This window comes from Rhodococcus sp. MEB032, from assembly GCF_030208925.1.
GTDB lineage: Bacteria > Actinomycetota > Actinomycetes > Mycobacteriales > Mycobacteriaceae > Rhodococcus_F > Rhodococcus_F qingshengii.
The window spans coordinates 1-22,734 of sequence record NZ_JARVSY010000063.1 but is presented as its reverse complement, the minus strand read 5'-3'; the positions used below and the strand labels follow the sequence as shown (position 1 = coordinate 22,734).

Annotated in this window: 21 protein-coding genes and 1 tRNA gene; 2 read left to right on the top strand and 20 right to left on the bottom strand. The window is 63.4% G+C overall.

The genetic code is table 11. From position 1 onward, the window contains the following. Window positions 1–295: 295 nt before the first annotated feature. The 8 genes from QRN54_RS33430 to cspE form a co-directional block, all read right to left on the bottom strand. A complete protein-coding gene (locus tag QRN54_RS33430) occupies window positions 296–493 on the bottom strand; it encodes a hypothetical protein (RefSeq protein ID WP_003946112.1) in 198 nt (65 codons plus the stop codon). 152 nt (window positions 494–645) lie between these two features. Continuing rightward, window positions 646–1,068: a DUF2752 domain-containing protein gene (locus tag QRN54_RS33425; protein WP_003946115.1), complete on the bottom strand. Its 423-nt coding sequence runs from the start codon at window positions 1,066–1,068 to the stop codon at window positions 646–648. Between the two features lie 30 nt (window positions 1,069–1,098). Further along, complete coding sequence (locus QRN54_RS33420; RefSeq protein WP_064689116.1) at window positions 1,099–1,659, bottom strand: RDD family protein; 561 nt, start codon at window positions 1,657–1,659, stop codon at window positions 1,099–1,101. 121 nt (window positions 1,660–1,780) lie between these two features. Then, a tRNA-Thr gene (locus QRN54_RS33415) sits at window positions 1,781–1,853 on the bottom strand. A 30-nt stretch (window positions 1,854–1,883) separates the two neighbouring features. Further along, window positions 1,884–3,113, bottom strand: a complete 1,230-nt coding sequence (locus QRN54_RS33410) for a DNA polymerase III subunit delta' (protein ID WP_019746652.1) — start codon at window positions 3,111–3,113, stop codon at window positions 1,884–1,886. Between the two features lie 33 nt (window positions 3,114–3,146). Continuing rightward, window positions 3,147–6,083, bottom strand: coding sequence for a type I DNA topoisomerase (gene topA / locus QRN54_RS33405; RefSeq protein ID WP_003946104.1), 2,937 nt, complete (start codon window positions 6,081–6,083; stop codon window positions 3,147–3,149). A gap of 169 nt (window positions 6,084–6,252) precedes the next feature. Beyond that, entirely contained in the window at window positions 6,253–6,837 is a 585-nt protein-coding gene (locus QRN54_RS33400) for a hypothetical protein (protein ID WP_003946106.1), read from the bottom strand. Between the two features lie 185 nt (window positions 6,838–7,022). Continuing rightward, entirely contained in the window at window positions 7,023–7,226 is a 204-nt protein-coding gene (gene cspE / locus QRN54_RS33395; protein WP_003946117.1) for a transcription antiterminator/RNA stability regulator CspE, read from the bottom strand. Between the two features lie 456 nt (window positions 7,227–7,682). Here cspE and QRN54_RS33390 point away from each other — a divergent pair, with 456 nt between their 5' ends. Continuing rightward, window positions 7,683–9,971: a DEAD/DEAH box helicase gene (locus QRN54_RS33390; RefSeq protein ID WP_217018858.1), complete on the top strand. Its 2,289-nt coding sequence runs from the start codon at window positions 7,683–7,685 to the stop codon at window positions 9,969–9,971. Here the strand turns inward: QRN54_RS33390 and QRN54_RS33385 are convergent. The 7 genes from QRN54_RS33385 to ssd form a co-directional block, all read right to left on the bottom strand. Continuing rightward, window positions 9,964–10,314 (bottom strand): Rv3654c family TadE-like protein, encoded by a 351-nt coding sequence (locus QRN54_RS33385; protein ID WP_064073514.1) that lies wholly within the window; start codon window positions 10,312–10,314, stop codon window positions 9,964–9,966. The two genes, QRN54_RS33390 and QRN54_RS33385, sit on opposite strands and share 8 nt — an antisense overlap. Then, entirely contained in the window at window positions 10,311–10,670 is a 360-nt protein-coding gene (locus QRN54_RS33380; RefSeq protein WP_042446722.1) for a TadE family type IV pilus minor pilin, read from the bottom strand. The genes QRN54_RS33385 and QRN54_RS33380 overlap by 4 nt, the downstream gene beginning before the upstream one ends. After that, window positions 10,670–10,873, bottom strand: a complete 204-nt coding sequence (locus QRN54_RS33375; protein ID WP_042446719.1) for a DUF4244 domain-containing protein — start codon at window positions 10,871–10,873, stop codon at window positions 10,670–10,672. The genes QRN54_RS33380 and QRN54_RS33375 overlap by 1 nt, the downstream gene beginning before the upstream one ends. Window positions 10,874–10,938: 65 nt before the next feature. Beyond that, complete coding sequence (locus QRN54_RS33370; RefSeq protein ID WP_283568982.1) at window positions 10,939–11,523, bottom strand: type II secretion system F family protein; 585 nt, start codon at window positions 11,521–11,523, stop codon at window positions 10,939–10,941. Further along, on the bottom strand, window positions 11,520–12,308 hold the full coding sequence (locus QRN54_RS33365; protein WP_217018295.1) for a type II secretion system F family protein: 789 nt from the start codon (window positions 12,306–12,308) through the stop codon (window positions 11,520–11,522). Before QRN54_RS33365 ends, QRN54_RS33370 begins: the two co-directional genes overlap by 4 nt. Beyond that, a complete protein-coding gene (locus QRN54_RS33360; RefSeq protein WP_003946116.1) occupies window positions 12,305–13,486 on the bottom strand; it encodes a TadA family conjugal transfer-associated ATPase in 1,182 nt (393 codons plus the stop codon). Before QRN54_RS33360 ends, QRN54_RS33365 begins: the two co-directional genes overlap by 4 nt. Beyond that, window positions 13,483–14,577, bottom strand: a complete 1,095-nt coding sequence (gene ssd, locus QRN54_RS33355) for a septum site-determining protein Ssd (RefSeq protein ID WP_217018294.1) — start codon at window positions 14,575–14,577, stop codon at window positions 13,483–13,485. Before ssd ends, QRN54_RS33360 begins: the two co-directional genes overlap by 4 nt. Before the next feature lie 312 nt (window positions 14,578–14,889). On the opposite strand from ssd, the gene QRN54_RS33350 reads away from it, so the two are divergent. Next, window positions 14,890–15,708 (top strand): HAD-IB family hydrolase, encoded by an 819-nt coding sequence (locus tag QRN54_RS33350; protein ID WP_003946123.1) that lies wholly within the window; start codon window positions 14,890–14,892, stop codon window positions 15,706–15,708. Window positions 15,709–16,099: 391 nt separating this feature from the next. Here the strand turns inward: QRN54_RS33350 and QRN54_RS33345 are convergent, their stop codons facing one another. The 5 genes from QRN54_RS33345 to QRN54_RS33325 form a co-directional block, all read right to left on the bottom strand. Continuing rightward, complete coding sequence (locus QRN54_RS33345) at window positions 16,100–16,849, bottom strand: Fic family protein (protein ID WP_003946100.1); 750 nt, start codon at window positions 16,847–16,849, stop codon at window positions 16,100–16,102. Between the two features lie 56 nt (window positions 16,850–16,905). Continuing rightward, complete coding sequence (locus tag QRN54_RS33340; protein WP_087503825.1) at window positions 16,906–18,630, bottom strand: dipeptide ABC transporter ATP-binding protein; 1,725 nt, start codon at window positions 18,628–18,630, stop codon at window positions 16,906–16,908. Between the two features lie 5 nt (window positions 18,631–18,635). Next, window positions 18,636–19,592, bottom strand: coding sequence for an ABC transporter permease (locus tag QRN54_RS33335; RefSeq protein WP_019746638.1), 957 nt, complete (start codon window positions 19,590–19,592; stop codon window positions 18,636–18,638). Further along, window positions 19,585–20,511 carry an ABC transporter permease gene (locus tag QRN54_RS33330; RefSeq protein WP_019746637.1) on the bottom strand — a complete coding sequence of 309 codons (927 nt, stop codon included), beginning with the start codon at window positions 20,509–20,511 and terminating at the stop codon, window positions 19,585–19,587. The genes QRN54_RS33335 and QRN54_RS33330 overlap by 8 nt, the downstream gene beginning before the upstream one ends. Before the next feature lie 125 nt (window positions 20,512–20,636). Continuing rightward, window positions 20,637–22,253: a peptide ABC transporter substrate-binding protein gene (locus QRN54_RS33325; RefSeq protein ID WP_007732431.1), complete on the bottom strand. Its 1,617-nt coding sequence runs from the start codon at window positions 22,251–22,253 to the stop codon at window positions 20,637–20,639. Window positions 22,254–22,734 lie beyond the last annotated feature (481 nt).

The following is a 22,734-nucleotide window of genomic DNA, read 5'->3' as shown; positions in this document are numbered from 1 at the left end:
ACTGACATTCATCGACACACTGTTGAGTTCTCAAAGAACACGCACACACCATCACCACGACCCTATGGCCGCCGCTCCGGGGCAACTTTTCCAGCCTATCCCAACCAAGTCACCGGCGCAAACCGGAACCCCGTGAAGAAAAACTGGATTGTGTTCGCCAGGCACTTCGTACAACCTCGTGTCACTCACCCTCGCAGGTGGGAGTCGGTGTCCGTGTCGCTCTGACCTGGACAAAGTTACGCGAAGATCAACACAACACCAAATCGCCAGGTCAGAGCACTGCGGTCGGTAAACTTCACGGAACCCAGTACCTCTCGGCCAGTTCTTCGACGATCGGATCGCCTTCCTCGGCCTGTTCCAACGCTTCGAGATCGTCGTTGATCGAAACCAGCCGGGGATCGTCACCCTCAGCTTCCTGAATCGGGTGCCGACCGTCCTCGGCGAGTTGCCTCAGCAGCTTTTCCTTGACGCGGGCTTTCAACGAATCAGCCATACCGCCAGCATGTGCCGCTCGGGCTCAGTTGTCGAGGCCTACTCGTCGTCCTTCTTGCCGAAGACACGTCGTGCCGTCGGAATCAGGATGATCAGCGCGCCGAGCAGAACGATGAGCGAAAAAACCTGCAGTGCCATGTCGACCTCTTACCGTCACGCCGGCGCGAGCCAGCTCCCCCACGGGGTGTTTCGAACAACCGTAAATGCAACGAGAACTCCGAGCACCACGATCGTCACAGTCGGCCGAAGCACGATCATGCGATCCCGCGTGCCTTTCCAACGGCGCACTGTCCAACCGATCCACGCGATCACCAACACCGCGATAAGCGGCACGATCAAGGCATTGCTGGACACTGCGGCGCCAATATCCAGATTAGTCAGGTCATTGACCGCACGAAGGCCACCACACGCCGGGCACCACAATCCCGTCAACGCGTACATCGGACAAACGCCGTAACTACCCGCGCTGTGGGGATCACGGAAGTGGAGTACCGCGGCGGCCGTCACGGCCACTGCAGCAACACCGACAGGTGCGGCCAGCGAGCGTCGTCGACTTGTGACCGCTTCCAACTCCATGGCACCCACTGTAAGAGACCTCGGCAGCGACTAGCGCGCGCGAACGACTACCGACCGGACCACCATGTCGTGCCAGCACTGGTGCTTCGAGTCCCAGAGCGGCCAGAGATAGTTGAGGAAGCAGGCGCCACCCAGGATCGCCATCATGATCCAACGAAGCAGCGCCATCACCGGGCCGAGAGGCACACCGTCGGACTCCCGAATCACCGAAATTCCCAGCCACTTCTTGCCGAGCGTCTGTCCGGTGTTCCCTTGCCTGAAGACGAGATTCCACACCTCGATCAAGAAGATCGCCAGTATGCCGACGACCATGACGATCACCCCGACCGGATTACCGCCTTCAGCGCTCACGCTGCCGTCGTCGTATGTGGTCACTTCGGATCCGGAGAACGCGATCACTGCTCCGATGCCCGCGAGGATGACGCCCGGGAGCGGAACGACGAAGCCGTCGAGAATTGACGCGAACACCCGAGAGATCCAGGTTGCGTACGGATAGGCGGGCGTCGGCGGCTGATAACCCTGCGGCGGCATCTGCCCGTACGGCGGCTGATTCTGCGGTGGTTGGCCTGGTCCCCAGTTCTGATCCGACATCGAGGTCTCCCCTGTTCAGGCACGTGTTCGCCGAACTCAGGATAAACCGCACATACGCAAGAATTGGGAACTAACGACAAGAGCCCCACATCCGGATTTCCGGGTGTGGGGCTCTTGGCTGAGCTGCCTGAGAGAATCGAACTCTCGACCTTTTCATTACGAGTGAAATGCTCTACCGACTGAGCTAAGGCAGCGTGCCTTTCGGCGGTGGCGAGTCTATCTGGTCAACCCCCGGATCGCGAAAACGGGGGTCGGAAAGCGGCTCCGATGGAGGCAACCATCGCATCGAGCGCCCACTGCAACTTGACGTTGAAGTCGACGGCCTCGCGGCATTCGAGCACCGCTTCGATGCACTTGAGCAACCCCTCCGGGGACGTTCGGGCAGCCAACTCGGCGGCCTGCCGAGCCATGTCGGGATGGGTCGCCGTCGACGTCGACCCCAGCGAATAGGAAAGCGCGTCCCGGTACATGCCGGCCAGGTCGATCAGCGTCCGGTCGAGAAGATCGCGGCGGGCCCGGGTGTCGCGCGATTTCTGGCGCGCTTCGAGGTCCTTGATCAGACCAGCCGATCCGCGCAGAGTCCCGGCTGTTCCCTTGCCGGTTCCACCGCCACCCAAGGAGACCTTGAGCTCCTCGAGTTCCTGTTCCTTGAGTTCGGCGTAGAACGCCTTGGTGTCAGCCTCGATCGACTTCACCAAGTTCTCTGCGGCCTTGTACGCCGTCGAAGCCCCGATCGCGTCGGCGGCTAGTCGAAGCGAACGCTGACGCTCGTCGCGCGCGCTCTCGTCGGTGGCGAGACGCCGAGCCCGGCCGACATGTCCGCCGCTGATCGATGCGGCGATTCTCGCCCGTTCCGGATCCAGCCCGTCGCGGTCGATCAGTACCTGGGCGATCGATTCGACGGACGGCGTCACCAACGGCATGTGCCTACACCGCGATCGGAGGGTGACAGACATGTCTTCCGGATCGGTCGTCGGCGCGCAGAGCAGGATGACCGTGCGGTCCGGCGGCTCCTCGACAACCTTCAGGAGGGCGTTGGCTGCGCCTTCGGTCAAACGATCGGCATCCTCGACCACGATCACCTGCCACCGCCCCGTCGTCGGTCGACGCGAAGCGATGTTGACTATCTCGCGCATGCCTTTGACGCTGATACTCAGGCCGTCGGGGATGATCCGTCGTACGTCACCGTGGGTTCCACCCATCGTCGTCGTACACGCATGACACTCACCGCACCCTGGTGCACCGTCGGAGGTGCACTGCAGGGCAGCGGCGAAGCAGAGAGCAGCCACCGAACGACCTGAGCCGGGTGGCCCGGTGAAGAGCCACGCGTGGGTCATCTCCGAGCCGCTGGAATCGCCACGAGCCGACAGTGCAGCATCACGCAGGCTCTGCTCGACGTCGTGCTGACCCACCAGCCGACCGAACACACCTCGTTCGGCCACTTCAGTACTCATGCAAAAACCCTAACCGTCGGCACCGACGAAGCCTTACGAGTCCTTCTTCGCCGGAGCCTTCTTGGCGGCGGCCTTCTTTGCCGGGGCCTTCTTTGCGGCTGTTTTCTTGGCAGCGGCCTTCTTTGCCGGAGCCTTCTTGGCCGCTGCCTTCTTCTTGACCGGGCCGCGCGCACGACGATCAGCCAGCAACTCCGATGCACGAGCATCGGAAATGGATTCGACGTCGTCGTCCTTGCGAAGGCTGGCGTTGGTCTCGCCGTCGGTGACGTACGGACCGAAACGGCCGTCCTTGATCACCATCGGCTTCTCGCTGACCGGATCGACGCCCAACTCACGCAACGGAGGCGTTGCAGACGCCTGACGCCCACGACGCTTCGGCTCGGCGTAGATCTTGAGCGCCTCGTCGAGCGTGACGGTGAACATCTGCTCTTCGTTGGCGAGCGAGCGTGAGTCCGTGCCCTTCTTCAGGTACGGACCGTAACGGCCGTTCTGCGCGGTGATCTCTTCCTTCGATTCGGGGTCGACACCCACGACGCGCGGAAGCGACAGCAGACGCAGCGCATCTTCCAAGGTGATCGTCGCCAAGTCCATGGACTTGAGCAGCGATCCGGTCCGCGGCTTGGGGCCTGCGACCTTCTTGGCAGCCTTCTTCGCAGGCGCCTTCTTGGCCGCGGCCTTCTTCACCGCAGTCTTGGTGCTGCCCGAGCTGATTTCTTCCGGCTCGGGAGCGGTGACGGGAACGATGTCCGGTTCCGGCTCGGCCGGCGGTTCGGGCAGGATCTCGGTCACGTAGGGACCGAAGCGGCCTTCCTTCGCGACGATCTCGTGGCCCGTCAGCGGGTCGACGCCCAGCTTGCGGCCCTCTTGAGGCGTCGAGAACAACTTCTCGGCGTACTCGGGAGTGAGCTCGTCCGGTGGCAGGTCATCGGGAAGATTTGCCCGCTGCGAGATCAGATCGCCTTCGGGATCGTCCGGATTCTGAACCATGCGCTCGAGATACGGCCCGAACCGGCCGACGCGCACATGAACCTCGCGGCCCTCGGCGTCGTCGAAGAGACGGATGGAGTTGACCTCGCGTGCGTCGATCTCCTCCAGGTTGACTCCGACCATCTTCTTCAGCCCGCCCTCGCGGGCGACCGAACCTTCGGCGCCTGTCTCGCCGCCGAAGTAGAAGCTGCTCAGCCAGTTGCCGCGCTGCTCACGGCCGCCGGCGATCGCGTCGAGATCGTCTTCCATTCCTGCCGTGAAATCGAAGTCGACCAGCCGGCCGAAGTGCACCTCGAGCAGCCCGATGACGGCAAACGCCACCCAGGACGGAACCAGCGCGCTGCCACGCTTGTAGACGTATCCGCGATCGAGAATGGTCTTGATGATCGACGAGTAGGTCGAAGGACGGCCGATGCCGAGTTCTTCGAGCGTCTTGATCAGGCTGGCTTCTGTGTAGCGAGCGGGTGGGTTGGTGCTGTGTCCGTCCGGATCGAGCTTGGTGGCCGTGACTTCCTGACCCTTGACCAGCACCGGAAGCCTGGATTCGGCGTCGTCGGACTGACCGCCGGCCTCTTCGTCGACGCTCTCGACGTAAGCCTTGAGGAAGCCGGCGAACACGATGGTGCGACCCGAAGCGGAGAACGTGCAGTCCTCGCCGGTGCCTGCCGTGCCGGAGATGCGAAGCGTCAACGTCGTACCGCGGGCGTCGGCCATCTGCGAAGCGACGGTCCGCTGCCAGATCAGTTCGTACAGCTTGAACTCGTCGGAATCGAGCTTGGAGTGCAGCTGACCCGGGGTCTGGAACACGTCGCCGGCGGGGCGGATCGCCTCGTGGGCTTCCTGCGCGTTCTTGACCTTGCGGGTGTACTGACGCGGCGTCGGATGCACGTATTCCGGACCGTACAACTCGGTGGCCTGCGCACGAGCGGCAGCGATCGCCGACTCCGAGAGAGTCGTCGAGTCGGTACGCATGTAGGTGATGTAGCCGTTTTCGTACAGACGCTGTGCGATGCGCATTGCACGCTCGGACGTGAAACGAAGTTTGCGTCCGGCTTCCTGCTGGAGCGTCGACGTCATGAACGGCGGGTAAGGCTTGCGCGTGTACGGCTTGTCCTCGGCGGAGGAAACCGTGAGGTCGACGCCCTGCAACGCTTCCGCGAGACGACGCGCGTACGCCTCGTCGAGCACGGTGACCGCGCTGCCCTTGAGCTTTCCGTCAGCTCCGAAATCGCGACCGGAGGCGACACGCGAACCGTCGACGGAGACCAGGCGCGCACCGAAACTACGCGGGCTGGCCTCTGCACCGGCGTCGAGCGTCGCGGAAATATCCCAGTACGACGCCGACTTGAACGCCATCCGCTCGCGTTCACGCTGGACGATGACGCGAGTGGCCACCGACTGGACGCGGCCGGCCGAGAGCTTCGGCATGACCTTCTTCCAGAGAACCGGGCTGACCTCGTAACCGTAGAGACGGTCGAGGATGCGGCGGGTTTCCTGAGCATCGACGAGGTCGGTGTCGAGTTCGCGGGTGTCTTCGGCGGCAGCACGGATTGCCGGCTCGGTGATCTCGTGGAAGACCATTCGACGAACCGGAATCTTGGGCTTGAGAGTCTCGAGGAGATGCCAGGCGATTGCCTCGCCCTCGCGGTCGGGGTCAGTTGCGAGGAAGAGCTCGTCGGCGTCCTTCAACAGAGACTTGAGTTCGGCGACCTTGCCCTTCTTTTCCGGGCTCACGACATAGAGCGGCTCGAAGTCGTGATCGACGTTGACGCCGAGACGGGCCCACGACTCGCCCTTGTACTTGGCCGGAACGTCCGCTGCGCCGCGCGGGAGGTCGCGAATGTGACCGACCGATGCCTCGACGACGTAGTCCTTACCGAGGTAGGGAGCGATTTTGCGCGCCTTGGTCGGTGACTCGACGATCACGAGGCGACGAGGGTTACCGGACGCTCCCTGACCGCTGCCGTTGTCCGCTTTAGCCACCTGCTGCCCGAGCCTTCCTTTGGACGTTCACTGCCGTCGGCAGATCTTCAGAACTAGACGTGTGGAGCAAGTTATACCCCGTGTCTCTCTTTACAGAGTGACATACCCGCAAGACATTCGTGCAGATCAGTACAGTATGGGCTCCGTCGGACACGCGGCATGAGCACTGTCAGACGTGTGGCCAGGCGACCGAGGTGTCGACGTGTTTCGGCGCCTCACCGAGGTATTCGACGAGCTTTGTCAGTCTCTTCTTTCCCGACACACGGAGCCCCGGACCCGGTGTCCGGTTACCCAGTTGAGTCGGCGCGATACCAACCCTCATCAAGGCCTGAGCCAGCGGTGCGTGTGTCTCCTTCGCATGGGGGTCGAGGCCGAACACGAATCGTTCACCGCCTTCTTCGAGTCGGCCGGCGGCGACGGCCCACACTCGGAGTTGGCGAGAATTAGGAACCCACCCGACCGGCACCGCCTTCACTGCTCCCTTGGTCCATTGCACGGACAGCGGAAGGAGTGCGGGCGTCGACTGAGTTCGGACGAGTGGGCTGCCTTCTTCGCTACGCGTCACCTCGGCCCCGAGTCCGCACTGCGCGATCAACTCGGCAACGGCCTGTGCTCTCCAGTCCCGATCCACGACGATCGAGATCCGCGCGCGATCCTCCGAGGTCACGACCTGCCCCGGTCCGGCCAGCATTCCGGCAAGGTCCGTCACGGCAGGTGGAATCGACTCGGCAGAGAAAAAGGACAGTTGGCTCACAGAGTGAAACGTAAGCCACGAAGGTATCGACGGCATAGACGACCGGCCGTGGCCGAACAGCTGCGTGCATTCACCTCGGACAGGGAAAGTACTAACTCAGCCCGAAAAGATTTGTCCCCCACCGCACGGATGCGATGGGGGACAAATACTGTCCGAACTATTCGCTCAGCAAGTGAGCGGAAAAATCAGACCGCGCGAACGCCGGTAGCCTGGGGACCCTTGGTGCCCTGGCCGACCTCGAACTCCACACGCTGGTTCTCCTCGAGGGTACGGAAGCCGTTGCCCTGAATTTCGGAGTAGTGAACGAAGACGTCTGCGGAACCGTCTTCGGGAGCGATGAAGCCGAAGCCCTTTTCAGCGTTGAACCACTTCACAGTGCCCTGTGCCATGCTTTTCCTTCTCTTTCTAACACCGGATTCGGTGAACAGCCCTTACAGTCCACCGGGCCGGTTCCGACCGCTGTACGTCTTTATTTCCCCCTCAGGAAAGGCAGAGCACCGCGCCCGCAACAACGATCCTGCGAGCGTGCACTTTCTCAAGCCTACGAACACAGAAGCTGCGACCGATTGTCAGTCAACCATGTTCTCCGCGTGCACAACAGTCGAAAAGGGAACTAAAAACGTTAAAAGTTCGCTACGAGAAAAACAGCCCACGATCGTGGTTTCCCGCGCGCGCGCCGAGCACCCGGTTCCACCAAGACCGCCGACCGTTGCGTATCATCAAAACTGCAGGTAGCGACAGTTTCCGATTGCCGCCACACCCCAACGCCGAGCCCGGAGAGTCACGTGAACGCACCTTCCCCGATCCCCGCCCCGGGAGGGAAGCCTGGCGAGACCTACGGGCAGATGCTGCTCGATCGGGTCGTCGCCGGGGTCAGTGGAAGCGAAAAACCACTGATGTTCACCGCGCAGTTACCTGCTCGCGTAGCCGAGTTCACCGAATGGCCGGAGTGGGTGCACCCCAGCGTCGTACGTGCGCTCGCCGAGCACAGCGTGCGGTCCCCGTGGATCCACCAGAGTGAGGCCGCCGACCTCGCTTACGCCGGAAAACACGTGGTCGTGGCCACCGGTACGGCGTCGGGTAAGTCACTGGCGTACCAACTCCCGGTGCTGACGGCCATGGCGACCGATCCGCTCGCAACAGCCCTGTACCTCTCCCCCACCAAAGCGCTGGGCTCCGATCAACTGCGAGCAGTGCTGTCCCTCACCGACTTCGACGTCGAACTTCGCAGCACGAACGCCAGTGCGTACGACGGCGACACCTCTCAGGAACTCCGCACTTGGGCACGTGAGAACTCACGCTGGCTCTTCACCAACCCCGACATGATCCACATTTCTCTGCTCAGAACCCATCAGCGATGGGCACACTTCTTCCGCAACCTGAAATACGTGATCATCGACGAATGCCACTCCTACAGGGGAGTCTTCGGATCCAACGTCGCGCTCGTGATCCGGCGACTACGCAGAATTGCAGCCCGTTACGGCGCCGAACCCACCTTCATCCTGGCGAGTGCGACCACAGCAGATCCCGGCGCAGCGGCATCGCGGCTGATAGGCGCACACTGCACCGAGGTCACGAAAGACGGATCGCCGCACGGCCCACGCACCGTCGCGCTGTGGGAGCCGCCGCTACTCGAGGCATTGACCGGCGAAAACGGTAGCCCGGTACGACGTCCCGCGGGCGCGGAAGCCGCGCGGATCATGGCCGACCTCATGATCGAAGGCGCCCGCACTCTCACCTTCGTCCGCTCCCGCCGCGGCGCCGAACTGACCGCGATGGCCACCAAACGTCTACTCACCGAGGTGGACCCGGACCTCGCCGAGCGAGTCGCGTCGTATCGCGCCGGATATCTGGCCGAGGACCGACGCGAACTGGAAGCTGCACTCGCCGACGGCACACTGCTGGGCGCAGCCACCACCAACGCACTGGAGCTCGGCGTCGACATCGCAGGCCTCGACGCCGTTGTCGTGGCAGGCTTCCCGGGCACCGTCGCCTCGTTCTGGCAGCAAGCGGGTCGCTCCGGGCGACGCGGTGAGGGTTCACTCGTCGTGTTGATCGCCCGCGACGATCCACTCGACACCTACCTCGTTCACCATCCGTCAGCGGTACTCGACAAACCCGTCGAGGCGACGGTGACAGATCCCGGAAATCCGTACGTCCTGGGACCACAACTTCTCTGCGCTGCAATGGAACTCCCACTTTCCGATGCCGAGGTGGACGCGTTCGGGGCTCTCGAGGTTCTGACCAGGCTGTCGGAGGAAGGCAAGATCCGGCGCCGAAAGCACGGATGGTTCGTCACCGCCGATTCGAACCCCCACGGCTCTTTGGACATTCGCGGCGGCATCGGAACTCAGGTGGCCATTGTCGACGGGGAATCCGGCCGGATGCTGGGCACTGTCGACGCGGGCCGCGCTCCGGCCACAGTTCATCCCGGCGCCGTGCACATCCACCAAGGCGAGACCTACGTCGTCGACGAACTGGACCTCGACGTCGGACTCGCATTGGTACACACCGAGAATCCGGACTGGACCACCTCGGCCCGCGAGACCACCGAAATCACGATCACCGAACAACTTGAGCACAAGAACTACGGCGACATCGCCGTCGCTCTCGTCCAGGTCGAGGTGACACATCAAGTCGTCGGATACCTACGACGGTTGACTTCGGGTGAAGTCCTCGACTCGATCGAACTCGACATGCCCGCACACACTTTGCCCACCAGGGCAGTGATGTACACGGTCACGCCGGAACTCCTCGAATCCATCGGGGTCCCGCCCGAACGGTTCCCCGGATCACTGCATGCCGCGGAACATGCCGCAATCGGCCTGCTGCCACTGGTGGCGATCTGCGACCGCGGAGACATCGGCGGAGTGTCCACCGCGATGCACGCGGACACCGGACTCCCGACCGTCTTCGTCTACGACGGTCATGCCGGCGGCGCCGGGTTCGCCGACCGAGGGCACAGCGAACTGTCCCGATGGCTCACCGCGACGCGCGACGCCATACTGTCCTGCGAGTGCGCTCACGGTTGCCCGTCCTGCGTCTATTCACCCAAGTGCGGCAACGGAAACGACCCACTCGACAAAGACGGCGCGGTCAAGGTTCTGACCGCCGTGATCGACACGATCAGCTGACCGGACCCGCACGCGCGTAAGCCTGCGCATCCCCGATCCCGAAGCCCGACAACAACACCGGTGCGCGTATCTCGACCAATACATCCCACCCCTGCACCTCGCACTCCGCGAGCACCGTGCGCATCCGCTCCGCGATCACCGCGGACATCTCACACGCCGACTCGTCGCCGCCGTCCAAGGCGCCCGCACCGCCGAGAGCCGAAAGATCAGCGGCCGACTGAGCCGTGTGCCGAGCCACCACTGCGGAACCGACATGCAGCATCCCACCGGTCACCATCACGATCGCTGCCAGAACGCAGCACGCCAGAACCGTGGCAACACCTTCGTCGTCACGTAGGTTCACCCCTCCTCCACTCCCGACTCCACAGCTGCCACCGCCTCGGAAGAAATGTCGACCAACGGCAGCAACGCACTCTCGGCGCTGACAACGGCAACGGCAAAACCGTCCACGATCTCCACCGAGATCGACGCATCTTCGGGTGCGATCCGGCGGGCCGTGGTGACCGCAGACTCACGATCACCACGTGCCACCAACCGCGCGGCCTCACGAGCGGCGTCGACACACCGAACCTGCATCGACACCGCCAGGACTCCGCCGATACACAGCACGACCACCGTGACGATCGAAGCCAGAGCAATCGCGGCCTCCACCGTCACGGCGCCGTCGTCGGCTTGCCGAATACCTCTCGTGGACAACATCACACAGCTGTCTTGAGAGCCTTGTCGATGATGCCTGTCAGCGCCGAGACAATGGAGTCGCCAGTGACAACCGTGTACAGGACGGCACCGAATGCGGCAGCCGCAATCGTGCCGATCGCATACTCCGCGGTGGACATACCGTCGTCCTCCGTTACCAACAGCGCAAATCTGGCCGACACCGTCCTCAACGTCTTCGAAATCATTTCTCCCCCTTCAATCGAAACCTGTGGCAGCACTTCTGCCGCAGGAGCTTTCACTCGGATCCGGCTCACAGCAGGCCGTTACCGAGCACAGTCGTGGCAAGCCCGATCACCACCGGGACGATGCCCAAGGCGATGAACGCCGGCAGGAAACACAGCCCGAGTGGACCGCTGATCAGCACTCCCGCGCGTTCGGCTGCGGCGGCAGCAAGATCCTCGGCGTCACCTCGACTGCGCTCGGCGAGTTCGGCCATGGACGAGGACAGCGACGAACCCGAACGGGCGGAACGCCGAGCCATTCTGGCGAGCGCCTCGGTATCGGGATCGAGAGCGGCCTCGCTCCACGCGGCGTCGGGATCGGCACCGAGCGCCAGAAGGTCGGCGACGCGACGAAGCGAGTCGGCCATCGGTTTCGGTGCCGTCGACGCCATCGCTGTGATCGCGGCGGAGACGGGAAGCCCCGCTCGTAGGCAGGCCCCGAGAAGGTCGAGACTTGCGGCAACTGCGAGTGGATCCGGCTTGTCCGGGACTGAAACCGAATTTTCTGTTGTTGTGTCCGCGAAGAGAATTTCTGCCGCCCTGGCCGAAGCACCGCGCCGAGCGGGAATGATCGCGAACGCCAACGCCATCATCGCCACGGATGCCCAACTCACGACGTGACCTTCGCAGTTATCCGGTCGGTCCAGAGCAGACCCGCTGAGACACAAGTGGTTCCGATCACCAGGAGCACGCCGCCGAGCCCACCTCCGAACAGCACGCGCAGCGGCGACGCACCCATCAATTGCCCGAGACCGATCCCCAACAGCGGGAGAAAGGCCAACACCGCCGCGGTCGCCCGAGCGCCCGCCAACCCGGCCTCGGTACGCTGACGAAAGCGTCTACGTCCCAACATGTCCGTCCGGACGGCGCCGAGTAGTTCCGCCAGTGCCAGCCCGTGTTGGTCGGCGACCCGCCAGACGGATCCGATGCGGGAGAACTCACGCTCGATGCACGAATCCGGTACCGCGAAGGCCGCTGCGGCAGAACCACCGAGACGCGCCCTGGCCCCAGCGGACCGGAATACGGCACTCACTTCTCCGGTACATTCCTCGCCTGCAACAGAACTGGCCGCCGCAGGATGCGCGCCGACGCTCAGCTCGGCGATCAGCACCTCCAGACCGGAGAGCAGCATCTTCTGTGAGAGGTCCCGGTTTTCGGCCGCCTTCGCGCGGCGCCCACGAAAGATCAAGGTTCCGGCGAGGACAACCGCTGCGCATCCTGCCGACAAGCCTCCGAGAACCCATGCAGCCGACACCGCGAAAAATGCGGCGACCAACTGCCACGGAATCTGCCGGGAGGGCTTGCGGATGCTCGGGGCGTACGCAGCGAGCCGAGCACGTGAATCCCGCACCGGCGCAATCGAGACCGCCAACGCGAGGACCAGGAAGGAAACCGTCACGTCCCGACCTCTCGATTGCGAAGCCGGAACATCCGCTCGAGCCGCTCACGACCCGAACCGCCGTCCGGCCACGCCTGCATGATTCGTACATACCCGTCCGCACCGCGGTCGATGACACCGATCTGTTCGAGACGCCTCGATCCGTCAGCCAATCTGTGCACGTGCAGGATCACTTGAACTGCCGCGGCAAGTTGACTGTGCAACGCGTGGCGATCCATCCCGCCGAGCGCCGCCAACGCCTCGAGTCTGGCCGGCACCTCTTCGGGAGAATTGGCGTGAACGGTGCCGGCGCCGCCGTCGTGGCCGGTGTTCATCGCCGTGAGCAGATCAGTCACCTCTGCGCCGCGGACCTCACCGACGACGATGCGATCGGGACGCATTCGTAGTGCCTGCCGAACCAGATCGCGCACCGTCACCTCTCCGACGCCCTCGACGTTGGGAGCTCTGGCGACGAGGCGGACGACGTGCGGATGCGGCGGCGCCAGTTCGGCCGCGTCCTCGACACAGACGATTCGCTCGCGCGGGTCGACCGCGCCGAGCATGGCGGACAACAACGTGGTCTTTCCCGCACCGGTCCCGCCGATCACCAGAAAAGCCAAGCGACAAGAAATGATGCGATTGAGGAGCTCCCGCGCGTCCGGTTCCACGGCGCCGTGGGCGGACAGGGCGTCGAGACCCTGGGTCGCGGGCCGCAACACTCGCAGTGACACGCAGGTTCCACCCTGGGCCACGGGTGCGAGTACGGCATGAAGTCGTACCCCGAAGTGCCCGTCGCCGACGCCCCGCAGGCGGCCGTCGACCCACGGTTGGGCGTCGTCGAGGCGTCGACCTGCCGACAGTGCCAACCGCTGCGCCAGTCGACGCACGGCTGCCTCGTCGGTGAACCGGACCCCCGACCTTTCGAGGCCGACCCCGCGGTCCACCCAGACCTGATCCGGCGCGGTCACCAGTACGTCGGCGACCCCGGGTTCGTGCAGTAGAGGTTCGAGCGGCCCCGCGCCTGTCAGTTCCGTCTGGAGCACCCTGACGACCTCCAACAGATCCGTGTCCGCCAGAACGCCGGAGGACTCGGCTCGCACGGCATCGGCAACGGTGGCCGCCGTCGGCTCGGCGACCGACGACGCCGTCAATCGCTCGCGAACTCGGTCGAGCAGTTCGGCCGTGACCAACGCACTCATGCCGCAGCCCTGCGCGGGCGTGCGCCGGATTCGACGGCGTCGAGTACCGCTGTTGCCGCCACACTCAACGGACAACCGCGGGTCAATTCGAGGCCACCACGCTCGAGCATCGGCGCCAGCGATCGGTGGCCGCGCATCACGGCCGTCAGGGGCAGGCCGAGCATGTCTGCCACATCGGCGCCGCGTAGGCCTCCCGGTGCCGGCCCACGCACGACGAGACCGACGTTGGAGTTGTGTCGCACCACCCAGGCTCCGACCTTCTCGGCCGCGACGCATGCGGCCACGGTGGCCGGAACCACCACGAGCACCGAATCCGACATCTCCAACACGGCCTGACCTACCTCGCTGGGATGACGTGGCACGTCGCAGACCACGAGCCCGCCGGAACTGCGACCTGCGTCAAGCACGGCGCGAACGGCGGTCACTGTCGGACCGTCGATCTCCCGGCGACTGCTCGCCAGAACCCTCAGAAACTTTCCCTTCGCCGGCAGTGCATCGCGCAGCGCCTCCGGGGACAACCGCCCGCCCTCGACGGTCAGTGCACCCCAACGTAATCCGGGAGCAGTCTCGATACCCAACAGCACGTCGGCGCCGGAACCGAGTGCGTCGACGTCCACCAACAGCGTCGGGACGTGACGTGCCGCCGACGTCAACGCGACTGCCGCAGCAGTTGCCGAGGCTCCGCCGCCACCACAACCACCCACCACGCTCACGACGGTGCCGTCACCACTGACGTCGACGTGGTCGGCCAGAACTGCGACCAGCGCGTTCTCTTCCTCGGGCAAGGACAGAACGCTGTCGGCTCCGATCGCGGTGGCGCTCTTCCAATCGTCGACGGTCGGTGTGCTGTCGCATACGAGGAACACTCGCGTTCGCTTGGGGGAACGAGCCAGAGCATCTCGCGCCGCCGACGCGTCCAGTACCACCGCCGAGGCCCGGTTCCACTGTTGCCGGGACACGGGATGTTCGGCCTCGTCCAGCCGGCGGTCCACCGCGGCAGCGACGCGTCGCACGCTCGCGAGGATTTTCGCGTCGTCGACGAGAACCAGAATGGGAGCCCCGGTTTCCTGAGAGCTGATCGTCGTGTTCATGACTGCAGAGCCTGAACGAGCACCGGCACCGAAAACAGTGGGCCGAACAACCCTGTGGACAACTGGGAGGTTGGGGAGAAACAGGCCTGAGACAGAGGACGGCCCCCGCCAATGGGGGGAGGAGGCGGGGGCCGTCTGAGTTCAGCCCCGGGGGGTCGGGCTGAACTAGTTCGAACGAATCGAACAGCAACGATCTTACACCCGCCATCGGCGAGAAATGCAAGCCTGAGCTGCACTGAACTGCTGTTTTTCGCCGAAAGAGGACGCTTGCCGAAGAGCACACGAACCGCCTGTCGGACTATCCTCAATCCTGTGACCGACAAGCCTGCGAACGGACTGAATACCGGGCGGACAGCCGCTTTCTTCGATTTGGACAAAACGATCATCGCGAAGTCGAGCACCCTGGCGTTCAGCAAGCCATTCTTCGCACAGGGTCTGATCAATCGACGCTCGGTTCTCAAGAGCAGCTATGCGCAATTCCTGTTTCTACTGTCCGGCGCCGATCACGATCAGATGGAGCGCATGCGCGAGCATCTGACGGCGATGTGTGCGGGCTGGGACGTGGAACAGGTGAAGGCCGTCGTCGCGGAGACTCTGCACGACATCGTCGATCCACTCGTCTTCGCCGAGGCGGCCGATCTGATCGCAGATCACAAGCTGCGTGGACACGACGTCATCGTCGTGTCTGCTTCGGGTGAAGAGATCGTCGCACCGATCGCCCGCGCCCTCGGCGCCACCCATTCCGTCGCGACGTCGATGAGGGAGGAAGACGGCCACTACACCGGCGAGGTGGACTTCTACTGCTACGGCCCCGGCAAGGTCGAAGCCATGGAAAAACTCGCCGCGGAGTACGGTTACGACCTCGCCGCCAGTTACGCCTACTCCGACTCGGTGACGGATTTACCCATGCTCGAGGCTGTCGGACATCCGACCGCAGTCAACCCCGATCGAGCGTTGCGCAAGGAAGCGGCCGTAAACGGTTGGCCCATACTGACTTTCTCGAATCCGGTCTCACTTCGTGCCCGATTGTCGGCCCAGTCCACGACCACGGTGGCTACTACCGCTGCGGTGGGAATCGCAGCTCTGGTGGCCGGCGCCATGACCTTCGGGCTACTGCGCCGGAAACGCTGAAATCCAAGGCCCACAAACAAAAATTGGTACTTGCTGTGAGCACGGACACAGGGTACAAAGGAGTTACGGAAGAACGGAAGGCCAGGAACGGCTCGGAAGAGAAGGACCGTTTCCCCAACCGAAATTCCTAGCACGGGCACTAGGGCACCCACGCGGAGCACAAGCCACTATAAGGGCAGAAGCGTTGTGGGCCTGCGAGATTCGTTCAATTTGAGCGAGGACCCCGCACAGGTTGCGGGGACGACCTCAGAAAGTGCGATCCCTCGCCGAGGCCACCCACACAACCCACCGAGCACGCTTGGTAACGAGTAGTCCGTGCTGACGGGCGGCGAAGTCGATTTATCGGCAGCGCCGCCCGTTCGTTATGTTCCGGCAGGGGCAATTTGCCGGACTATCCGGTAGCGGCGTCGGCAATCGAAGTCGCCTCTCGCGCACCGGCTTCGAGAGCACCACAGCACAGAATCACCCAGCTGCCGACGCCCGCCGGATTTCCCGAAGCGAATCCTGCCGCGCCGTCCGTGTACGCCTGTGGCCGCCGAAGCCAACTGACCTCGGGGACCCCGAGATTGTGCGGATCCAGCCCCGACGAGACCGCAACCAGACGCGAGGCCGCGCGGGCGACGATGCCGTCAGCGGTGCCGAACGGGCTCAGCGCCAAGAGTTCTCCGTGTACGACGGCCGCCAGAACAGGTGCCGGTGCACTGGTTCCGCCTGTAACGAGTTGGGCGAGAGCGTCCAACCGCTCCCCCACTCCGCGATCCGACCGTGGCCGCCCCAGTTGATCTGCGTCCTCGACGAGATCCGCCGCGGCCAACAGGTGCAGCCGGGCCAGAGCCTGAAGTGGGGCGCGCTTCCACGTCGACTCCATGAGCGGAAGGCTGTCGCCGTCGAGAGCCTGAGCCACGCGCAGAGCACCCGCGAGAATCGGATCACCGGCCATGCCCTCGGTCGGCAATTCGGTGGTGCCACCGGCGAGCGATGCGGAAGCGCGCGCGGCACGAACCGCGGCTTCGGCGGCAGTGGTGGGCCAACCGCGACGGTTGGTCTTGTGCCGATGAACCTCACCCAGAGCATCGCGCGCATGATCGGCGGCGGCGCGTACGCCTGGAAGATCGACGAGGGGCTGCAAGGGGTCCGTCACGATCAACGACGGTACCCTTGCAGCCCCTCTGCGGACTTGCCTACCTACCTGTTGCGTCAGCTTCCCAGCTTGATGGACCCACCGGGAATCGCGTCGAGCAACTTGCGGGTGTAGTCCTGTTGCGGATTACCGAACACGTCGTCGATCGGTGCCGATTCGACGATCGAGCCACGCGACATCACCAACACGTTGTCCGCGATCTGACGAACCACGGCCAGGTCGTGCGTGATGAAGAGGTACGTCAACCCGAACTCTGCCTGCAGGTCGTTGAGCAGGGTCAAGATCTGATCCTGCACGAGCACGTCGAGAGCGGAGACCGCCTCGTCGCAGATCACGACCTCCGGTTGCAGTGCCAACGCTCGCGCAATTGCGACGCGCTGACGCTGTCCGCCGGAGAGCTCGTTCGGGAACCGACGCATGACCGACTGGGGCAGACCGACCTTGTCGAGAAGTTCGCGGACGCGAGCCTCCCGTTCGGCTTTGGTCCCGACCTTGTGGGTACGCAGCGGCTCTTCGATCGTGCGGTAGATCGAGTACATCGGGTCGAGCGTGCCGTAAGGGTTCTGGAAGATCGGCTGCACTCGACGACGGAACGCAAATGTTTCCTTCGCACCGAGTTTCGACACGTCCTGACCGTCGAAGACCACGTTGCCTGCAGTGGGCTCGAGCAGACCGAGGACCATCTGTGCGACCGTCGACTTACCGGAACCCGATTCGCCGACGATTGCAGTCGTGGTTCCGCGGCGGACCTTGAAGGACACGTCGTTCACGGCTGTGAAGTCGGTGGTCTTGCGGAAACCCTTGCGCAGCTTGAACACCTTGGTCAGATGATCGACGACAAGAACGTCGTCGGTCACCTTGCCGAAGGACTCTGCCGCACTTTCCTCGGCCTTGACCGCTTCGGCGACCTCTTCCGCCTGTTCGCGAATCTCGGCGCGCGCCACCGACGAGCTGAGCCGCTTCGACGCCAACGACGGCGCAGCCGCGACCAGCTTCTGCGTGTACGGATGCTGCGGGCGCTTCAGAATCTCCAGTGCCGGACCGGATTCGACGATACGACCCTTGCTCATCACGATCAGATGCTCGGCGCGCTCGGCGGCCAGGCCAAGATCGTGAGTGATGAGCAGAACGGCGGTGCCGAGTTCCGTAGTCAGACCGTCGAGGTGGTCGAGGATCTGACGCTGGACGGTGACGTCGAGCGCCGACGTCGGCTCGTCCGCGATCAGGAGCTTCGGACGAGCGGACAACCCGATCGCGATGAGTGCGCGCTGACGCATACCGCCCGAGAACTCGTGCGGGTACTGCCCCAACCGGCTCTCGGCTTCGGCGAGTCCTGCCTCCTCGAGCAGTTCGGCGGCCCGAACCTTGGCTGCCTTGCCCTTGGCGATCCCGTTGGCGGCCAGTGCTTCCTCGATCTGGAAGCCCACTTTCCACACGGGATTCAGATTCGACATCGGGTCCTGCGGAACCAAACCGATCTGGCTTCCCCGGATGTGGACGAAGTCCTTCTCCGAGACCTTCGAGATGTCCTTGCCGTCGAAGATGATCTCGCCTGCCGTCACCTTGCCGGTGCCGGGAAGCAGATTGATGATCGAGTGGGCGGTGGTGGACTTACCCGAACCCGATTCGCCGACGATCGCGACCGTCTGACCCGGGTAGACGGTCAGGCTGACGCCTCGAACTGCCGGAACCGGACCGGAATTGGACTGGAAAGACACCTCGAGATCACGAATCTCGAGCAACGGAGTTTCCTCCGAGGTGAGAGTTTCCTTGGTGGTCATCGTGCTCACCGCTTCCGCGACTTGGGATCGAGGGCGTCGCGCAGAGCGTCACCCATCATGATGAATCCGAGAACGGTGATCGCCAAAGCCGTTGCCGGGTAGAACAGAATGGTCGAACCCTGACGCAGCGTCACCTGAGCGTTGCTGATGTCGCCGCCCCACGAAACCTCGGTGGACGGAAGACCGATACCGAGGAAGGACAGCGTCGCCTCGGCAACGATGTACGTACCGAGCGAGATGGTGGCGACCACGATGATGGGCGCCAACGAGTTCGGGATGACGTGGCGGATCAGTGTCTTGAGCTTCGAGACACCCAACGCTTCCGAGGCCATGACGTAATCGTTGTTCTTCGCCGAGATCACCGCGCCTCGAGCGATTCTTGCCATCTGCGGCCAGCCGAAGAGCGCCAGCACGCCGACGACGGTCCAGATGGTGCGATCGGTGAACAGCTGCATCAGGACGATGGCAGCCAGGATCAGCGGGATGCCGAAGAAGATGTCGGCGACACGGGAGAGGATCGAATCGGTCCATCCGCCGTAGAAACCGGACAGCGCACCGAAGATCACGCCGATCACCAGCACCGACGCAGTGACACCGACGCCCACGAGTACGGATGCGCGAGCACCGTAGATGGTGCGCGAGTACACGTCACAGCCCTGGCGGTCGAAACCGAACCAGTGCCCTGAGGTCGGCCCCTGCATGCTGTAGGTCAGGTCGCAGAACCGCGGATCGGTGCTCGTGAACAAGCTCGGAAACGCTGCGATGACGATGACCGCGAGGATGATGATCGTCGAGATGATGAACAGGGGGCGCTTGCGTAGGTCGCGCCACGCATCGGTCCACATGCTGGTCGGCGCCTGATCGAGTTTGACGGCGTCCGTCTCCCCCGGTGCCGCAACTTCGGGCGGTGCCACGAAATGACTTTGCCGGACTGCGCGTCCGGTCTTCACGGTCTCAGACATAGCGGATCCTCGGATCGAGCGCGGCGTACAAGAGGTCGACGAGCAGATTCGCGATCAGGTAGATCACGATCAGGATGGTGACGAACGAAACCACCGTCGGCGCTTCACCTCTGGTCACGGCCTGGTAGATCGTGCCGCCGACGCCGTTGATGTTGAAGATGCCCTCGGTGACGATGGCGCCGCCCATCAACGTTGCGAGGTCGGCACCCAGGAACGTGACCACGGGGATCAGCGAGTTGCGCAACACGTGCACGCGAACCACTCGTCCACGGGAAAGTCCCTTGGCGGTAGCGGTGCGGACGTAATCGGCAGTCAGATTCTCCGCCACGGACGTTCGGGTCAGTCGCAGTACGTACGCAAACGAGACCGAACCCAGAACCAGGGCAGGGAGCAGGAGATTGGTGAAGCTGGTGTTGCCACCGACCGTCGGCGGGACGATGCCCCATTTGACGCCGATGAAGAACTGAGCCAGGAAGCCGATCACGAAGATCGGGATGGCGATGAGAACGAGGCTGAACAGCAGGACGGTGCTGTCGAAGAATCCGCCCTTACGCAGGCCGGCGATGAGGCCGAAGCCGACACCGAAGACGGTCTCGACGATCAGTGCCATGAAGGCAAGTTTCATCGTGATCGGAAATGCCTGTGCCAGAACTTCACTGACAGGTCGTCCGGAGAACGACGTGCCGAAGTCCAGCGTGAAGATGCCCTTCAGGTACAGCAGGTACTGCTGATAGAAGGGCAGATCGAGGTGGTAGCGCTCCCGAAGCTGTGCTGCCACAGCCGGACTGAGCGCCTTGTCGCCCGCCAACGCGGCAATCGGATCACCGGGAAGCAGGAAGACCATGGCGTAGATCAGAAGAGTGGCCCCGAGAAAAACCGGGATCATTTGAAGCACTCGGCGACCGATGTACCAGAGCATCGGATCACCTCCTTGTCGATGATCGTGTACGTCAGCGGACAGTCCGGTGTGAACACGAGTTCGGGACGGCAGGCAGGGCGCCTGCCGCCCCGAACTCACGTTTCAGATGCGGATCGTTCTACGCGTCAGTTCTTTTCGATGTCTTCGTAGACCGGAACACCGTTCCAGCTGATGGTCACGTTGGAAACGTTCTCCGACCATCCACTGGCAGCGTTGCGGTACCACGTCGGAACTGCGGGCAGGTCCTTGAGCAGGACTTCCTGGGCCTGATCGAGCAGTTCCTGAGCCTTCGCCTGATCGGTCTGGCCGGCCGATTCGCGCAGGAGGCGGTCGAACTCGGGGTTGGAGTACTCACCGTCGTTGGAGCTGCCGCCGGTCTGGTAGTTCTGCGCCAGGAAGCCGTACTGCTGCGGGTAGTCGCCCTGCCAACCGGAGCGGAAAGAGCTCTGGATGGTGCGGTCGGTGGCTTCGGTGCGGATCTGAGCGAAGGTGGCGTACTGCTTGCCCTTTGCGTCGATACCGAGGGTGTTCCGGATGCTGTTCGCCGTGGCATCGACCCATTCCTGGTGTCCGCCGTCGGAGTTGTAGGCGATCTCGAAGCTGCCGGACCACGGTGCGATGGCGTCGGCCTTGGCCCAAGCAGCCTTGGCCGCCTCGGGATCGAACTTCACGTTGCTGTTACCGGTCAGCGAGTCGTTCCAGCCCTTGATTGCGGGGCTGGTGAAGTCGAGTGCAGGCGTCCTGGTCTTGTTGAAGATCTGCTGGGTGATCTGATCGCGGTTGATCGCCATCGAGATCGCCTGACGGCGGAGCATGCCCTCTTCGCCGCTGAAGTGCGGCAGGCGACCCGGGATCGTGAACGTCTCGATGGTTGCCGACGGCTGGTTGACGGTGCGTCCGGGTAGGTCCGACTCGAAGGTCGTGACGGCGCTCGGCGGAACCTGGTCGAGAACGTCGACGTTGTTGGCCAGGAGATCGGTGTACGCCGTGTCGAGGCTGTTGTACATGATGAAGTCGACGCCGGCGTTCTTCGGCTTACGGTTGCCGTTGTAGTCCGGGTTCACGACGGTGTCGATGCGGACGTTGTGCTGCCACGCGCCGGTTCCGTCGAGCTTGTACGGGCCGTTGCCGATCGGGTTCTCACCGAAGGCGGTCATGTCCTTGAACGCGACCTCGGGCAGCGGGTAGTACGCCGTGAAGCCGAGGCGATCGGGGAACGCCGACTCGGGCTGCTTGAGTTCGATGGTGAAGGTGGAGTCGTCCACAACCTTCAGACCCGACATGGTCTGTGCCGTCGGAACCTCGGCGGCAACTTCGTCGTAGCCCTTGATCGGATCGAAGAACGATGCCTGAAGCTGAGCGTTGGTGGAGAGGGCGCCGTAGTTCCACGCGTCGACGAACGACTTCGCGGTGACGGGGGTGCCGTCCGTGAAGGTCCAACCGTCCTTGAGCTTGACGGTGAAGTTCTGACCGTCGGTGCTCTCGATGGACTCGGCAACCTCGTTCTCCGTACCGCCGTCTGCGGTGTACGAAACGAGACCGGAGAACAGCGAGTCGAGGACGCGGCCGCCCATGTTCTCACTCGTGTTCGTGGGGATCAACGGGTTCTGAGGCTCGCCCGCCCAGGCGTTGACGACGCCACTGGACGATCCGCCCGACGAATCGCCGGACGAACATGCCGTGATCAGCACTGCCGTCATTCCGAGCGCGACCGCGCCCGTCGCTATGCGTGAGATACGCAAAGGAATTCCTTCCACATCTAAGTGACCCCGAGCATGCTCGCGGCCTGCCGACAGCCGTAACTGCCGGCGTCGTGTCGCCTACAACTGAAAGTGAACGTGACTTCGAGTTGTGGTCGAATAATGGTTTGACAATAGACACATCCGACGCGGGGCGCGCATCGCACCCATTGTCCGCAATTCCGAGGGAAATCTGTCCGCGCCCATTCACTCGTCGGCGGAAGCGACCACCCGTCGCATCAATTCGACCGATCGTCGCAGGACAACGGGTTGCAACGTGATGCAACGGTGCGTTTACGCGAGCTTGTGACTACCCTCACACGGAGTCAGAAAAGTGTCGATCAAAGTGGAAAGAAGGCCGTCAGCCATGACAAGCGCAGCCGAAACAGACGTCCCCCAGGCATATCCGCCGAGCGCAGAGTTCGCTGCGGCCGCCAACGCGGGACCGGAGTTGCAGGCTGCCGCAGATACCGACCGCCTCGCT

Excerpts from the sequence above, each read along its gene's own strand:
- QRN54_RS33335 (WP_019746638.1), bottom strand. The coding sequence starts at position 19,592 with ATGTCTGAGACCGTGAAGACCGGACGCGCAGTCCGGCAAAGTCATTTC.
- ssd (WP_217018294.1), bottom strand. The coding sequence starts at position 14,577 with ATGAACACGACGATCAGCTCTCAGGAAACCGGGGCTCCCATTCTGGTT.
- QRN54_RS33420 (WP_064689116.1), bottom strand. The coding sequence starts at position 1,659 with ATGTCGGATCAGAACTGGGGACCAGGCCAACCACCGCAGAATCAGCCG.
- QRN54_RS33340 (WP_087503825.1), bottom strand. The coding sequence starts at position 18,630 with ATGACCACCAAGGAAACTCTCACCTCGGAGGAAACTCCGTTGCTCGAG.
- cspE (WP_003946117.1), bottom strand. The coding sequence starts at position 7,226 with ATGGCACAGGGCACTGTGAAGTGGTTCAACGCTGAAAAGGGCTTCGGC.
- QRN54_RS33330 (WP_019746637.1), bottom strand. The coding sequence starts at position 20,511 with ATGCTCTGGTACATCGGTCGCCGAGTGCTTCAAATGATCCCGGTTTTT.
- QRN54_RS33375 (WP_042446719.1), bottom strand. The coding sequence starts at position 10,873 with ATGATTTCGAAGACGTTGAGGACGGTGTCGGCCAGATTTGCGCTGTTG.
- QRN54_RS33390 (WP_217018858.1), top strand. The coding sequence starts at position 7,683 with ATGCTGCTCGATCGGGTCGTCGCCGGGGTCAGTGGAAGCGAAAAACCA.
- QRN54_RS33380 (WP_042446722.1), bottom strand. The coding sequence starts at position 10,670 with ATGTTGTCCACGAGAGGTATTCGGCAAGCCGACGACGGCGCCGTGACG.
- QRN54_RS33410 (WP_019746652.1), bottom strand. The coding sequence starts at position 3,113 with ATGAGTACTGAAGTGGCCGAACGAGGTGTGTTCGGTCGGCTGGTGGGT.
- QRN54_RS33430 (WP_003946112.1), bottom strand. The coding sequence starts at position 493 with ATGGCTGATTCGTTGAAAGCCCGCGTCAAGGAAAAGCTGCTGAGGCAA.
- QRN54_RS33360 (WP_003946116.1), bottom strand. The coding sequence starts at position 13,486 with ATGAGTGCGTTGGTCACGGCCGAACTGCTCGACCGAGTTCGCGAGCGA.
- QRN54_RS33425 (WP_003946115.1), bottom strand. The coding sequence starts at position 1,068 with ATGGAGTTGGAAGCGGTCACAAGTCGACGACGCTCGCTGGCCGCACCT.